The following is a 15,722-nucleotide window of genomic DNA, read 5'->3' as shown; positions in this document are numbered from 1 at the left end:
ACATGAATTCCCTTTTTCTATAAAATTGCCATTGTATTAAAGCATTCCGTAAATCTCTATCTCTTACAGGAAACTTTCTGATCAACGAGAGTGAAGACTTCCCTTCATTTTTGGTTATACACTGGCTTTCCCCGTTCAGCCACTCACCTTCAACAGCTCCAGAATCTGATCCTTATCCATCCTCATGATATTCGTCTCATTCTCTTCCACGAAAATATCCGCAAGCTCCTTTTTCATCTGCTGTAAATGCTGAATACGCTCCTCCACGGTATTGCGCATAATCAGCTTATACACCTGCACGCGGGAATTCTGACCGATGCGATATGCCCGATCACTCGCCTGATTCTCCGCCGAAACATTCCACCAGGGATCATAATGAATCACTGCCTCCGCAGCTGTCAGATTGATACCGGTACCCCCGGACTTCAGTGAAATAAGGAACACCTTCTTTTCCTTATCCTGAAACTTCTGTACAAGCTCCCGTCGCTCCTCCTTACCGGTACTTCCATCCATTCGGAAATACGGTATATGCAGATGCTGTAGCTCAACCTGAATCAAATCCAGCATGGAGGTAAAATTGGAAAACAGCAGCACGGACTTATCATTCTCCACAAGAGAGCTCACCAGCTCCATGCAGGCCTTCAGCTTACTGGAAGGCTGCGATACCTCCTCATACACAAGACGCGGGTCACAGCAAATCTGCCGTAAGCGCATCAGCATTCCCAAAACCTGGAACCGATTGGTCTTCACCAGATCGAGCTCCTGCTGCAGCTCCTTGTTGACCTGTGCAAGATTCGCCATATACATTGTTTCCTCTGCCTCATCAAAGGCGATACTGAGCGTTGTCTCCGTCTTTTCAGGCAGCTCACTCAGCACCTCCTTCTTCACTCTTCGCAGAATGAACGGCTGTACCATTTTCTTCAGCTGCTCCTGCTTCTCCTTATGCTTTCCAAGAACGATATCCTTCTCGAAATGATGGGAGAAATAGCGGTAATCAAACAGGTAGCCCGGCATCAGAAAGTCAAAAATACTCCACAGCTCAGCCAGTGAATTTTCAATCGGTGTACCTGTCAGAGCCAGTGCATGATGGCTCTTCAGACGCTTCGTGCTTGTCGCATTCATCGTCCGCTGGTTTTTGATATACTGTGCCTCATCCAGAATCTTATAGAAGAATGTCCGGCTTTCATAATAGCCGATATCCCTCTTCAGATAATCATAGGAGGTAATCAGCAGATCCATATCCATACTGCTGCGGATCAGCTCCTCCCGCTTTGCCTGAGAGCCTGTGATACAGCAAACCCTTAAATCACTTGCAAATTTACGCACCTCATCCTCCCAGTTATACAGCACACTGCTCGGCACAACGACAATGCTGGTGCGGCCTGCCTGCTTTTCGCTTTCCAGAAAGGCAATGACCTGCAACGTTTTTCCAAGACCCATATCATCCGCCAGAATACCTCCGAAGCCATACCGGTGCATCAGCTTCAGCCAGCGAAAGCCATCCTTCTGATAATCACGTAAAAGCTCATTATAGCGCTGTGGTATTTCAATATCCTGTGTACTGATCTGCTGAAAGGAGTTCAGTATATTCTGTAAGACATCCTCTTTATGGAAGGCAATGGAGTCACTTCCCTTTGTGAATGCATCCAGCATGAACAGACGATATCCCGGCAGCTGTATGCAATTCTGCTGCAGCTGTTCATCCTCGATATGAAACTCCTGCATCATCGTATCCAGTTCCTCCAGCTGATCACTCTTCAGATTCAGCAGCTTCCCGTTTTTCAACCGATAAAAATGCTTTTTCCTGCGGTAGGCGCGCAGCACATCCAGCAGCTCCTCCTTATGAATATCACGGCTGTGTAAATCAATTTCCAGAAGGTTACCCGCAAGGCGAAGCCCTGCCTGCAGATTAACCACATGCTTCTTATTCATATTCTTCAATACATCACTGACAAAAATCTCACAATATCCCGACAGAAACGGAAGGCCGTCCCGCATGAACTCCAGCAGGGTTTCACTCACATCATGAAACAGCGCGCAATGCTCCTTCGGCTGTATGATATCCGCATACTGCCTTATGAAATTTTCAACAATCTCCTGGCGCAGCGGCAGATATTCCTGCTCATCCTGAAAGCCCGGTATCCGTTCATCCTCATACAGAACATCCAGCTGAAAATACACCCTTCCCAGCTTATCAATATCCCCATACAGCTCCAGCCCGATCGGCTCCAGCGTATAGGCATACTTCGCGATTCCATACATATTCGCATAATCACGGATTTCACTTAGAACATATTTATAGAAATCCGCAAACTGCTCATTGCGCACATACAGCTGCTGCTCACTCAGGGAATCAATCAGCTCCAAACACTTCCCCTGTTCATCAAAGCGATAGCGGTACAGCGTATCATCCTGCATGCGGTACAAGTGATGCCGTCCCCGAATACCGCTTTTCAGCAGCGACCAGTTGCGGAAGGTAAGCAGAACAAAATCCTCCTCACTCTTTACGCGGATGTCCAGCAACTGTCGTTTATCCTTCATCTGAATGTTGCGATAGCGCTGTGGAAGGCGCCCCAGCAGCTCATAAAACTCATCCATATACAGCGGAGGAATCTCCATAACACTCGGATTGGATACCAGCGTCTTTCCCTCATAAAAGCAGTTTTTCAGAAAACGGATCAGATCCTGGCTGTCTTCATCAAAGCGGTTTATCGAATGGGTGAACGCCAGAGACATACCATATTGTGCATAGGTCTGCTGGGCAAGACGCTCAAAGAAATTCGCAAGGCTGCTGATGGTATACCATTTCCGGTCTCCGATTTTCAGTGCGATATACATATGCTGCTGGTCAGTGACCTCAGCTTCCACAAACAGATGCACCTTTTCCACATGCTCACGGTTTTGCAGCTCCTGATAATAGACCTTGCTCTCCTGCAGAATATGACTGGAGGTCGCAAACTGCTTCATCAGCTCTCTGCGGCGGGTATTCTCCTTCACCATCGCCTCGATGTTCTGATGCTCCTTCAAAATTTCCATCTGCAATCTGCCCTTTTTTACAGGTACTGCTTCCTTTTCTGCAGAAATCCTCTGCTTCTCTTTCTTAACAGGTGATGGACTCTGCTGAAGCAACGGAAGTTGTGCAGCCGGCTGTACGGCGATTTCTTCCTCTTTCCGTTCATAGGAATATGGAAACTTCTCCGGCTGCAGATCATGAATCTGATACAGTACGGCAAGCAGATGCTCGCATATTTTTGTTCGCTTGCAGCTGCAGAAATAATAATCCACATCACTCTCCGCATTTAATGTAAACTGCAGTGTCGCATAAAACTTGCCACTCAATGTTTCCATCCGTGCCTCTACGTGGTACTCACTCTGCGTTTTTGCTATATATATTTTTTTAATCAGGTTTTCCTGTTGAACCTTTCTGGCCTTGATCAGCTTTGTTTCACTTTTTGTCTGTCGCTTAATATCATCTACCGTTAATCTCACAGCTTCATCCCTTTACTCCTGCTTTTCCAATCTTTACAAACATGCAGGGTATCCTTTCTATTCCGAATACAAAAAAGCATCCAATACGTCATGTTACGTATTGCACACTTTTCCTCGCGTTTCTTCTTATATGATACCTGCAAATCCAAATAAGTCAAGCCGCTTTTCCTTTATTTTCTAAATCCGTCAGGAAAAACAGATACGATTCACCAAAGCAGCATGCGCTGTTAGGCGCTGTTCGCTGAAACAACAGCAGTCTATGACAGTCTGTAAACTCTTTATGCTATCAAGCAATGGTATCTCTATCAGCCTATATCTGTGTTTCAAAGCGGTGAGGCATTACGAAAACAGCTTACTGTACATTCTGAGCTTCTCTGTAATAAGGCATCCCGCACTGCAGCCATACATTCTGCCAGTAGCACAAAGCAGGCTACATATGCCGAACCCGCAGGACATCCACAACCATCATAATAAATTCCCGGTTGGTCGGCTTACCTTTATTCTTACTGATCGTATTACGGAACACGGAATACAGAAAGTCCACATCCCCGCGATCCAGCGTTGCCTCTACGGCATTGCGGATACTGCGCTCCACACAGGAAGGCGTCGTATCATAAGCCTCAGCTATCGTTGCATATAAGCCATTCATCATATTCTTTAATAGCTCCGGATGAGCATAAACTTCCAGGATAGCGCTGCGCAGATAATAGTGTCCTTTGATGTGTGCGGGTGTTCCCATGTCATGCAAAAGATTTGTAACCTCTTCGTATAATTCCTTTGTCAATGTATCCATCATAAAATTCCCTCCATCCATTTCTCTGATTCCACACACTAACAATAATTTAAATCTGTCCAGAAGTAAACCGATGTCGTTATCTGTCGAAATTTATAATTTATAAAAGCGTTTGTAATTACAGGCCATTGCAGTCTTATCAGGGTATCCCGTATCGTCTGGTGTATTTCTATGATGATCCTTATGCCAACAGTAACAGGCGTTCACAATTCCCTGCCGCATATAAAAAAATGAAGGGTTCATAACGAATCCTTCGAGCGGGCAGACGATCTATATAAGCATTTAAAGACCGCCGCTTATTCAAGCCTGCACATCCATCTTACAGCAGGAAGATATACGGATGCCTTATTGCAAGCATCCACAAACAGCATAAAGAATCCAAATCTATTGGTATACACAACAGATTGGATTCTCTTTTTTCTATTCACACTGAGTAAGCATGCCGTATATCAGAAAATGCTTCCGCATTTACTTTAGCCAATCACTGTGGAACACCCCTGCCTGATCCACACGCTTATAGGTGTGTGCACCAAAGCAGTCCCGCTGTGCCTGTATCAGATTCGTTTCCAGACTTGCCGTGGTGTAGCCATTGACATAATTCATCACACTGCATAAAACCGGTATATACAAGCCCTTTTGCAGAGCGAAGCTGATGATGCGCTGTAAATCCTCTCTGCCCTGTTTCACATACTCTGTAAACTGATCGGATACAAGCAGATTTGTAAGGTTTGCATCCTTGTCATAGGCCTGATATATATCCTTTAAGAACTCTGATTTGATAATACAGCCATTCTGCCATATCACCGCAAGCTGCTTGGTATCAATATGGTAGCCGCATTGCGCATTCACGGCAGCTATGAGGGAAAAGCCCTGTGCATAGATGCTCGTTTTTGCCAGCAGCACCGCCTTATACAGATCAGCAGCCAGCTGCTCATTGCCGGTTTCTTCATCCTGTGTACCTGCATAGCACTGTTCCGCCTGTAGCCGTTGGGCTTTCATGGAAGAAAGAAATCTTGCTTCCACAGCCTCTATAAGGCTTGGCACAGGAACACCGTATTCCAGAGAAACACATGCTGTCCATTTTCCGGTTCCCTTCTGCTTTGCGACATCCAGCACCTTGTCAAGCAGCCATTCCTCCTGTTCCTTTTTTTGCAGGATATCCTCTGTGATATCCAGAAGATACGAGGCAAGATTATGCTGATTCAGCTGATGAAATGCCTTTTGCACAGCGGCACGATCCTTTGGATACAGCCTTTTCAGGATTGCATAAAGCTCCGCAAGCAGCTGCATATCGGCATATTCAATACCATTATGCACCATCTTCACAAAATGGCCGGAGCCTTCTTTTCCGATATAGGTACAGCAGGCTGTGCCGTCTTCATTTTTGGCAGCGATTGCAGTAAAGATGTCCGCAATTTCGCAATAGGCCCTGTATTCCCCGGAGGGCATGATGCTGGGACCATGCAAGGCTCCCTTTTCTCCACCGGAAACACCGCTTCCTATCAGATAAAATCCATCCTGCTGCATGGACTGCATTCTGCGCTGTGTATCCTCATAATAGGAATTCCCGCAGTCTATCAGTATATCCCCTTTCGCAAGCAGTGGCTTCAAGGATGCAATGACACTGTCCACCACACGTCCTGCCGTTACCATTAGGATGATTTTACGCGGTTTCTCAAGGCTGTTGACAAAGGCTTCCAGTGACTCATATCCGAAAAGCTTCGGATATTTCTGTGTGAACTGCTTTGTGATTTCTGTTTCTATATTGTATACAGATACAGAGAAGCCGTGCTGCATGATATTGCGTGCCAGCGACTGTCCCATGACGCCCAGTCCGTATACTCCGATATTATTCATAGCGAGCCTCCTCTTCCTGACAGCGCTTTAATTCCTCCTTGGCCTGCTTGAGCAGTTTCGGGTTCTGATACAGCGTCAGAATACTGTTTGCCATTGCCTTGCTGGAAATATCAAGACAGTGTTTGCCGGCATCGGATATTGCGAGCTCGCGAAACTGATCGGTATGGCCGGATATCTTCTTTTCCGGAAGCAGTGTCATATAGAGATTGCATGCGGGAATCACACGGGAAACATTTCCCAGATCCTCTCCACCCGCATCACTCGGCATTCCCTCCATCATGGGCTCCCCAAGGGCCAGCATTTCCTGTCTGCACAGCTCAGCGAGCACCGCATTCGGCATACGCCCGTAATATCCCGGTATTTCCTTATAGCTTACCCTGCAGCCGCTGGCCAGTGCCATGCCTTCTGCAATGTTTATGATTTTCTGTTTGGTGGTTTCGATATCCTTTGCCCGCATGGTGGATATTTCCACCTCCAGCCTTGCATAATCCGGAATGCGTCCGATATCCCGTTCACTTTCCGCTATGATACAGCAGATATGAATAGAATCACGCAGCTGCTGCCGGGCAAGTCCCACTGCCTGATAAAACAGATTCGCCGCATCCAGTGCATTGATGCCGTTTTCCGGATGGGATTCTGCGTGTGCACTCTTACCGAAGTACTCTATTTCAAAGTCGGTAAAGGAAGCACATTCGCCTCCGATTCTTGCCATGGCACTTGTCGGATGCATCAGGAAAACAGCATCCAAACCGTCAAATACACCCTGCTTAAGCATGATGATCTTTCCTCCGCCATCTTCCTCGGCAGGTGTTCCATATACCTCGATGCTGCCTTCCAGCTCACTGCTCTCCAGAACCTGCTTTACTGCGGCTGCACAGCCTAGCGCACTGGTTGCGATCAGGTTATGACCGCAGGCATGCCCCAGTCCCTTTAATGCATCGTATTCCGCAAATACGGCAATTCTTGGACCGTTTCCTTTTTTGAATACAGCCTGAAAGGCCGTATCCAAACCGGCGATTCCCGTCTTCACAGCAAATCCCTGCTCCTGCAGATAAGAAGAAAGCGCATGTGCAGCTTTCTTCTCTTCAAAGGCAATTTCAGGATTTGCATGGATATAGGAGGCCAGCTTCCATAGATGATCAAAGTGTTCATCTATAAATAAATTAACCTTTTTTTTTAATATTTCCATATAAAATCTCCCCTAATTTAATAGTTTTTAAGATCTTGTTTAAACAATATCAAAGAATGACAGTATAAGTGAAGCAATAATAATACCAATTAGGATACCGCCATACTTTGTACCTTTTTTCTTCATGTAAAAATAAATACCTGTAATCACAGCAAAAGGCAATAACCCTGGCATAATACCATCTAATATATTCTGAAGTAAAATCGGATCACTATTTTCCAATTTAAAACCTGCCGTTGTTGTTAGTGATACAAAACTTGCAGACAACGCTCCCATCATCATTAGCCCTAGGATACTGCAGGCATCAATTATTCGATTCATTAGTCCACTTTGTATAAGCTTACTGATAGCGTTACGGCCAAGTGAATATCCCAGACGGCACATATAGTAGCCAATGAAATATCCAGCCAAAGGAAATAACAATACGAAGAATGCACCAATTAGATTGTTGCTTAGAGCCATCGTTGTAGCAAGTGCAAGACATATAGGTTTAAGTGTACCCCAAATCAATGTGTCTCCAATTCCTGCTACAGGGCCCATCAATCCCGTTTTCAAAGCTATTATCATTTCTCCAGAAATTTCCTTATTTGCTGCCTTTTCTTCTTCCAACGACATCGTAATACCATGAATTACAGAACCTATAGTTCCCTCCGTATTGAAGAATTGCAAATGGCGAAGCAGTGCCTCCTGATACTCCTCATCATTTGGATATAGCTTCCGTAATGTATTTTGAATACTGGCACAGAAAGATAATGACTGCAGTCGATCATAGCAATGTGAAACTTCACACAGCCAATACCATTTATTATAAGCTCTGAATAATTCTTTTTTTGTAATCTTTGATTCCTTAACTGCTGCTGTCATGATTACACCTCCCTTTCTTTTTTATTTTTAAGGAACAAATATAATAAAGCAATACATGTTCCGAAAATTGCAACTCCCATTGTAGCTACTTCAAAGTATATAACTAAGAAATATCCAATTACAAAGAATGGTAGAAATTCCATCTTTCCAATTGTATACACCGCCATTGCAAAACCAATTGCGGGTAATACGCCGCCTGCTACTTCAATACCGTGCATAGCCCATGTTGGAATTGAATTGATTACCCCTTCAACGAGCGTAGGTGCCAGTATATTAGCGAGAAAAATCGGTATAGCAGTTAGAAAGAACGTGAGTATAAGTGGGTATACAGAAGCATTACGTGTAACTGCTGCATAATTTCCGTTTTCTACGCTTTTTTGTGCGCGAATAGTAAACGTTGAGTTGATTGAATATTTAACGTTCCATAGTATAGAACCCAGTATTCCAAAAGGGACTGCTAAAACAGTTGCTGCGTGTGCATCAAGCCCTGTACGGAGTGCAATCGGAATAGCTACCAATGCTGCGCTAGAAGCACACGCTGGAACAGTACCTCCTGGATAAATGATTCCTAAATACATTAACTCTAAAGATCCCCCAATCATTAAACCTTGCTCCACCTGTCCAGTTAAAAGTCCAAGAAGCGCACCTACAAGAACAGGCTGTCCCAGAGTATCACTCAGGGTATAACCAAAATCTGTCGTTGATACAAACTGCCAAATCCCACAAAATGCTGCAATCAGCAATAAACTAGTATCCATATTCATTTCCTCCTCTATTCATTGAACTCTAATTTTTCAATCACTTTCTCTATTTCATATTTCTGCTGTGTTGGTACAACCTGTATGTGAATATCACTTCCTTCCGCTATCATTTCCTTCAAAAGTTGTACATCCTTTGCATCAAACGAGATTCCACTGGAAGTATTGATTCTACCAGAACCGCCACCAAGCCCTCCAATTTGTACCTCAGGAAGAGGGAAGCCTAGCCTCTGAAGACTTCGTATATCACTAACGTTTTTAAATAAGAGCAAAACTTTACCTTCTCCGAACTGATCTGTTGTCCACTTAGCCATTGCATCATCTACTGTAAAAATATCTACCTTAACATTAGATGGAGCAGCCATTTTATAAACACTAGCTAAAAACTCATCCTTAGCCAGCATATCATTAACGATTATAATTCGATTTGCATTTGCCTGTTTCACCCATTTGGTAACTACCTGACCATGTATCAGACGAAAATCGATACGCACTAAATTTATATCAGCCATATAAAAACCTCCTTATTTACGCTCATTAAGCAATTTTATAACATCTTTTCCACTATCTCTCAGTATTTCCAGTCCTACTTCAACTAACTCCTGTCTAGGGCGAAGATTTCTTTGTGAGGTCACCTCGATATACATCGCCAGATTCAATCCGGAAATCACCTGCATGTCATATGTTTTCGACAGAATCGCACATGTCGTACACGGTGTTCCGCCAAACAGATCCACCAGGCACAGAACCTTACCATCACCCAGCTTCTCCAGCTGCTTCTCCAGCATTGCTCTGTATTCCTCCGGCTGCATTCCCGGCATCAGAGAAAACGCAAATACATTCTCTGCCTCACCGGCAATCATCTCAGCGGATTTCATCAGTTCTTCACCGAATCTGCCATGTGTACAGACGAAGACCCATACATTATCCTCCATAACTTACTCCTTTCTTATTACCTTCACTCATTTACTAGCAAGTCCCGTGCCAAAATAAAAAAGTGCCTGTTTATCAGCACTTTTCCATCTCTGTATGCTAGTGTGTCATTCTGTGTCAAAGTTATCCATGATGTAAGCCACTTCTGTGTCAGAGATGCGGATTTGAAATTCCCGCTCAATGATTTTCATCGCTGTACGGACAAGACGATACAGCTTTTCATTTCGCTGAATACGTTCCTGACAGGCATCATATTCCATCTCCGCACCACGAATACAGCGCTCAATCATACATCCGACATGCATCATATAACCAATCAGTATCCGGTTATAGTCGTCAATATCCCACATTTTGGATATGACCTGGAAGGATTTGCGTATCACATCATCTGCTTTTATCGGGTCAAGGAACACAAGCGATTCCTTCAGAAAATTATTCATGACGATATTGGAGGAAACCGGCTCCCTGTCTTCAACCCCAAGTGCTGTGGATATGATTTGTGCGATTTTTGCCAAACCGTCCTCCAGAATGATTTTATCACTGGAAATGTACAGCGTATCCTCCAGATGCAGATCTCTGGCACCGACAACGGCAAGAATACGTTTATTTTCCAGATGCTTTTCTTTAAAGGATTCCGTATTGCATGCAACAATATCGATATGATATTCGTCTATGGCAGGAATGGCGGAGCGAATCAGCTCTCCCAGCTTAACCGCTGCCCCTTCGCCGCTCAGACAGGTCGTTACAATGACATTCTGGTGCAGGGCCTTTTGCTTGATTTCCTTGGAGTACAGCTTTCCGATATACGGAGTATAGCTTCGCAGCTCGCGATACAAATCGTCCAGTGTATATTCGCTCAGCATCGTTTTCCGCAAAGCTTCCAGTACAAACGGTGTGGATATCATATCGATTGTCTTTGTTGGAATTCCTGTTTTCTGTGTAATGATTTCCCCAAAGGATAGCAGGGAGCCCATATCGACAAGAATGAACACCCCCTTTCCCTCATCAATTTCCTTCACTTTGCGTGTCACCGTTTCCAGAAAATCATCCACACTCTGATGCAGGCTCATATCAAGCGCATGACCATGGCGTGTGTCCAGCAGCGCGTTGGCAACATCCACCATATTGCGTGCCACACCGTTTCCATGTGCCAGTGCAAGAAGTGCAATCGCTCCGTTTACCTGCGGCTTATCCTTTTCAATACACAGAAACATTGTAAAGAAGACGATTTCCTGCGGCGGAAACGGAATTTCCAGCTCCTTCTGCAGGAAGCTCATGATTTCCATTGCCACATGATATTCATTCGGATTTTCACTGAGAACGTCGTAGATGTTTGCATTCAGCTCATGCTCCTTACGCTTGTTTTCCATCAGTGCGGATATATGCAGCGCCATTGCCGTATACACCTTTTTGGAAATCGGATAGCCAAGTCGCTGCTGAGCCAGCTGCAGGGCAACCTCTACTGCATGATATACATGAATCGATACAATTTTGTAAAGCATTGCTTCACTCCCGGATTCCTCAATCTGATTGCTTAAGGTTTTGATATAGGTTTCAATATAGATGCGCATATGACGGTTGATGTTTGCATTGTCAAAGCCCTTTGCCTCATAATCCTGAAAACGGCGGTTCATTTCCTCATAAATATTCAAAAACTCGCCATCATAGTGTTCCAGCTTTGTTTCCTGATCATAGACGAAGATCTCCTGATCATGCATCGTCAGAAAATCATCAACCTCCTTCTGCTTGCCGGAATTTAAAAGACCGTGATAGATATGCTCCTGCAGTAAGGACAAAGTAATGCGAATCACGTTATCCTGACGGGATATATGCTCCAGAAAGCCGTTGGCACATAGCAGGCGGATATCCGCCTTCAGCTGCCCGATGTTCCCCTTGCAATCGTAGGACAGCAAAGCCCGCATGACCTTGGCCTTAACCTGAATAGGAATTTTGACCTGGTTATATTCCTGACGGAAGAATTTTTCAATCAGCTCATAGCGCTCTTCAATGGAGCGTTCTTCCAGAGAAGGCATGGTGATCGTCATCGGTATCCTTCGTAAAAAGGTCTGAAGCAGACTGGATTCCAGGTTTTCCGTTGTTGCGGCGATGATCAGCACTCTGGCATCCTTGCTAGTTTCATTGGCTCCCAGCTTGCGGTATTCTCCCTTGTCCAGCAGCATGAACAGCATTTCCTGCCCCTCCGGAGGCAGCCGGTGAATTTCATCCAGAAAGAGGACACCGTTTTGTGCCTTTTCCACCAGACCTTCACTTTCCCTGTCTGCGCCGGTATAGGCACCCTTTACATATCCGAACAGCTGTCCCAGCAGAAGCTGTGGATTATCCGCATATTCGGCACAGTTGAAAATAACAAACGGTGCAGTCTTTTGCAGTACACCATGATCCTTGGCATACTGATACATGATTTCCGCAAACATCGTCTTACCCGCACCTGTTGGTCCCACCAGCAGCGTATGCAGGCCAAACGGCGGATAGATCATAGCCGCCTTTGCCTTGTTGATCATCGTCTTCAGACTTTTATCACTGCCGATCAGCTTATCAAAATCATTTTCGGTATACACTTCTCCTCGTTCCTGCAAATATTCCTGCAGAGAGGAAACAGCAAAACGTTCCAGTGAATGCGCCAGCAGGACCTCCATGCGTTCCCTGTCGAAATAATAAACCGGTCTTCCGGTGATCTTGATAACTGCATTCTCCTGAAAAAGCTGATTCAGTTCTTTACTTACATTCGCCCGATCCATCCCCATGAAATCGGATAGCTGCTGTGCGCTGACCCCCTCATAGCCTTCCTGTATGGAAGAAAGGCTGATGTCTGCACAGAGCTGCTTCAATGTGTCTGCTACCCTGGATTTTCTCCGCATGTTTTCACCTCTTTATTCTGATACGTGTTCAATGCGATTATAAGTTATAAGTATTTGAAAGTCAAAATGTCTGTGTGAATTTCCTGAATTTTACTTTACATAAGCAGGCGGTTTCTACACATTATTTATATCGCTCCTTCCTACGTAATAATATGCATAATGAAAAAAACATATATTATATCCTTTATGTGCTTTCAGAATGAAGCGTGTTCTATACCGATTTTATAAGCATACATAACAAAGAATAAAAGGTTTGCAAAGTGTGACTGCTATCAGTTTAACACGTTTTAAAGTACTTCCAGCTGCTGTTCCCATAAGCTCTTTCACTTGCAGATTCAACTTATCTCATGATATTGCAAAAACAATAAACAAATTTTAGTGGTACAAAAAAGAGCTGAGATGATACAGCTCTTTAAAAATTGCTGTAGGTATAGCTTTTTAGGATAGATGCAGAGATTGCAGAACCGTAGGTCGTATGTCTTCTTCAACATCCAGTATGTTCATAGCATCCACCGCACTGACATCGATTTTCTGCATCAGTTTTTTTACATGGAGTAGCGTTGCTTCCACTTTTCCCTCTTCCTTGCCTCTTTGCTCAATGAAATCGCTAAAGTTGCACATCGTCATGACCTCCTTATCTATCTCCTTCTCCATTAGTATACCATACGTCTTCTGTAATTGTTCCTTTTTATCCTCTATAACGAGATTTTTTATAAACAAAATCTTTAACAGCTCTAAAAGCCTCTGCTTGTTCTCATCCTCCTGCTCTACCGCATTTGGAATATCCTGCGCTTTTCGTATGCCTTCCTTCTTTGGATACACCATGACCGCTGTGAGCAAGTCATAATCCTCCCTTGAGGCATGCCATATCTTTGTCTCACACGTTTCCTGTATCTTATAGGTGTTGATGACATCATTCTTTTGATTGTTATGACCGATACAGATCCAGATGGAACAGACCTTTTTGATCCTGTCATAATCCGAATGCTGAAATCCATCCTTGGGATGCTTCTGTCTTGCCATCAATCTACTGCAATAATACAAAGCACGCTTGATCAGAGGATAACCGGGATCATCCTTTGCCTGGCTTTCCAGATTGATGATCATGCGAACTTTCTTATCCGCAGGTGTGCTCTTATCGGCTTTCTTCTGCTTCATGGGGATTGTCGCCTCGAACTGAATATCGTATTTGATCTGTGCCCCCGGTATGGCTTCATCCGTGACCTCAACCTGATGATCATCGATATATTCACAGTCTGCTGTGTTTATGGAAGACATTTCGATATAGGACGGTATGTCCTCCAGTGGAGTATCTGCGTATTCCGGAACACAGCCCTTCATCACATAGGCGAGAATCTGCTTGTTTGATAATAGCTTTTTACAGTACATGTCATATTTCTTTTTATGATCATAGCAGCTAATCATAGATGCTGCTTCTGTTTTCATTTTTGTTGTCATAATCATATCCTTTCTTTCTCCTATTGCTATCTGTACTTTAAGGATATGATCCGGTGGTGCTCTTGTTCTGCTGTTGTTTTCATTAGCATACAGAGGTACCTGCTGTTTCGTATCATACGCAGGAACAGATGCAACAAAAACAAGGCAGTCCTTACCGCCGACAAGCGGTGTTCAGCTGCTGTAAGCTATTTAATAACTGTAAGGAATGAATGAACGTATAAGAAAAACGCTTCTAGCAGGCGGTTGAGCTACTGAAAGGCCGGGGCTTTTGCGGATGAATTAGATGTGAATGGATTGTACTATTTATATAGTTTCTCATAGACCGACCTCTCCTTTTTTTGTATTTACAGTGTAGCATATATCCTGTTGGAAATACAGAAAAAAATCTTAAAATCAGAGTATAGACGAAGTAAAAAAATTCATTTGGTGAATGATAATACAGTCTTATAACTGTATACCAGATAGCCCTTATGACACGATCGTCAGGATAGATAGCGCTTAGGCGAATACAGGTTGGCACAGCAGACTTCAATAAAAGTGGAAATTGTAACTGATATTCATATCTGATAAACAAAAATAGGATGCGTAGGCTGTAAAACTAACAACAGCTCCGCATCCATTCATACACATTCTCAAATATACCTTTCAGCACTAATCCTTCTTATCCTCTTTCGGCAGCAGGTACTGCACACGCACTGATTTCTTTGCACGCTGCCCCTGTGCATCCTCGACACTCAGCTGGTAGGTTACTGTTTTTGCTTCCACAGGCAGCTCCTCATCCCATCCGGTAATCAATGCACTCAAATCGTTTCCAGATGCATCTGCAGCAGTAACACCAGCATAATCACGTACCTCCTGCATTGTGGAATTGGATTCAATAACAAACTGAAAATCCGCATGTGCCGCCTGTATAACCGGCTTTGCGTTTTCCACAACCTTAATTGCAAAGGATACACGCTCCTTCTGTAAGGATGCAACAGCCTGATAGGTACCCGGTGTTGTAACATCAACCGCAGACAAATCCAGCTTAACCTTTTTTAATACATCGGAATCTGCATTTACATAGGTTTCCGCCTTCTGACTCAGCTTTGCATTCTGCTCAATGATAAAGGTCTCTTTCTTGGCAGCAATCGCATTGACGCTTTGTTGTTCCTCCTTCAACGGCACATAGGCTTCCGCTTTTACAAATTTCTGCTTCAGCAGTCCTGCAGTCAAAACAACAGCAATCATCAGAATACCGATTGCCAGTACAGCTTTTTCTTCCTTTTTAAATTGAAAATACTTCTTCACATCATCACTTCCCAACTTACTTCAACGTTTGTATTTTATCATATCCCTTCCTGTAATAAAATGCCTAAAAATACAATTTCAGCCTTTATTTATCACCTTTTTTACCATATGGTCCGGAAAGGTATGTTTGTGGGATTACGCATTCTGCACCTGTGGAAAATATGACATTCCATCGTTTTTCATTTGTATTTTTTTCTGCTTGATATTATAAT

General features: G+C 43.9%; 11 protein-coding genes. All 11 read right to left on the bottom strand.

Annotated elements, in window-relative coordinates; all coding sequences use genetic code 11:
• Window positions 1–135: 135 nt before the first annotated feature.
• The 11 genes from KSZ58_RS03385 to KSZ58_RS03335 all read right to left on the bottom strand — a co-directional run bounded on the left by KSZ58_RS03385 (window position 136) and on the right by KSZ58_RS03335 (window position 15,510).
• A complete protein-coding gene (locus KSZ58_RS03385) occupies window positions 136–3,489 on the bottom strand; it encodes a DEAD/DEAH box helicase (protein ID WP_055201334.1) in 3,354 nt (1,117 codons plus the stop codon).
• Between the two features lie 430 nt (window positions 3,490–3,919).
• Window positions 3,920–4,285: a sporulation initiation factor Spo0A C-terminal domain-containing protein gene (locus tag KSZ58_RS03380; RefSeq protein WP_008816458.1), complete on the bottom strand. Its 366-nt coding sequence runs from the start codon at window positions 4,283–4,285 to the stop codon at window positions 3,920–3,922.
• 465 nt (window positions 4,286–4,750) lie between these two features.
• On the bottom strand, window positions 4,751–6,139 hold the full coding sequence (gene gndA / locus KSZ58_RS03375; RefSeq protein ID WP_217752612.1) for an NADP-dependent phosphogluconate dehydrogenase: 1,389 nt from the start codon (window positions 6,137–6,139) through the stop codon (window positions 4,751–4,753).
• A complete protein-coding gene (locus tag KSZ58_RS03370) occupies window positions 6,132–7,328 on the bottom strand; it encodes a M20 family metallopeptidase (protein WP_036745209.1) in 1,197 nt (398 codons plus the stop codon). The genes gndA and KSZ58_RS03370 overlap by 8 nt, the downstream gene beginning before the upstream one ends.
• Window positions 7,329–7,367: 39 nt before the next feature.
• Complete coding sequence (locus KSZ58_RS03365; RefSeq protein ID WP_002606190.1) at window positions 7,368–8,192, bottom strand: PTS system mannose/fructose/sorbose family transporter subunit IID; 825 nt, start codon at window positions 8,190–8,192, stop codon at window positions 7,368–7,370.
• Between the two features lie 2 nt (window positions 8,193–8,194).
• The gene (locus KSZ58_RS03360) at window positions 8,195–8,950 is read right to left on the bottom strand and encodes a PTS sugar transporter subunit IIC (protein WP_002606191.1); all 756 of its coding nucleotides are present in this window, start codon (window positions 8,948–8,950) and stop codon (window positions 8,195–8,197) included.
• 14 nt (window positions 8,951–8,964) lie between these two features.
• Complete coding sequence (locus KSZ58_RS03355; protein ID WP_054344296.1) at window positions 8,965–9,462, bottom strand: PTS sugar transporter subunit IIB; 498 nt, start codon at window positions 9,460–9,462, stop codon at window positions 8,965–8,967.
• A gap of 12 nt (window positions 9,463–9,474) precedes the next feature.
• Complete coding sequence (locus KSZ58_RS03350) at window positions 9,475–9,885, bottom strand: PTS sugar transporter subunit IIA (protein WP_002606193.1); 411 nt, start codon at window positions 9,883–9,885, stop codon at window positions 9,475–9,477.
• 105 nt (window positions 9,886–9,990) lie between these two features.
• The gene (locus tag KSZ58_RS03345) at window positions 9,991–12,762 is read right to left on the bottom strand and encodes a sigma 54-interacting transcriptional regulator (RefSeq protein WP_009588682.1); all 2,772 of its coding nucleotides are present in this window, start codon (window positions 12,760–12,762) and stop codon (window positions 9,991–9,993) included.
• 438 nt (window positions 12,763–13,200) lie between these two features.
• On the bottom strand, window positions 13,201–14,226 hold the full coding sequence (locus KSZ58_RS03340) for a hypothetical protein (RefSeq protein ID WP_142419685.1): 1,026 nt from the start codon (window positions 14,224–14,226) through the stop codon (window positions 13,201–13,203).
• 645 nt (window positions 14,227–14,871) lie between these two features.
• Complete coding sequence (locus KSZ58_RS03335) at window positions 14,872–15,510, bottom strand: hypothetical protein (RefSeq protein ID WP_008816451.1); 639 nt, start codon at window positions 15,508–15,510, stop codon at window positions 14,872–14,874.
• Between the last annotated feature and the right edge of the window lie 212 nt (window positions 15,511–15,722).

The organism is Erysipelatoclostridium sp. DFI.2.3 (assembly GCF_019132535.1).
Lineage (GTDB): Bacteria > Bacillota_I > Bacilli_A > Erysipelotrichales > Erysipelotrichaceae > Clostridium_AQ > Clostridium_AQ innocuum.
The sequence above is the reverse complement of the archived record's forward strand: the minus strand, read 5'-3'. Positions and strand labels throughout refer to the sequence as shown.

What these genes read in the sequence shown, in the direction of transcription:
- KSZ58_RS03350 (WP_002606193.1), bottom strand. Translation starts at nt 9,885, where the DNA reads ATGGAGGATAATGTATGGGTCTTCGTCTGTACACATGGCAGATTCGGT.
- KSZ58_RS03355 (WP_054344296.1), bottom strand. Translation starts at nt 9,462, where the DNA reads ATGGCTGATATAAATTTAGTGCGTATCGATTTTCGTCTGATACATGGT.
- KSZ58_RS03360 (WP_002606191.1), bottom strand. Translation starts at nt 8,950, where the DNA reads ATGGATACTAGTTTATTGCTGATTGCAGCATTTTGTGGGATTTGGCAG.
- gndA (WP_217752612.1), bottom strand. Translation starts at nt 6,139, where the DNA reads ATGAATAATATCGGAGTATACGGACTGGGCGTCATGGGACAGTCGCTG.
- KSZ58_RS03345 (WP_009588682.1), bottom strand. Translation starts at nt 12,762, where the DNA reads ATGCGGAGAAAATCCAGGGTAGCAGACACATTGAAGCAGCTCTGTGCA.
- KSZ58_RS03365 (WP_002606190.1), bottom strand. Translation starts at nt 8,192, where the DNA reads ATGACAGCAGCAGTTAAGGAATCAAAGATTACAAAAAAAGAATTATTC.
- KSZ58_RS03370 (WP_036745209.1), bottom strand. Translation starts at nt 7,328, where the DNA reads ATGGAAATATTAAAAAAAAAGGTTAATTTATTTATAGATGAACACTTT.
- KSZ58_RS03380 (WP_008816458.1), bottom strand. Translation starts at nt 4,285, where the DNA reads ATGATGGATACATTGACAAAGGAATTATACGAAGAGGTTACAAATCTT.
- KSZ58_RS03340 (WP_142419685.1), bottom strand. Translation starts at nt 14,226, where the DNA reads ATGATTATGACAACAAAAATGAAAACAGAAGCAGCATCTATGATTAGC.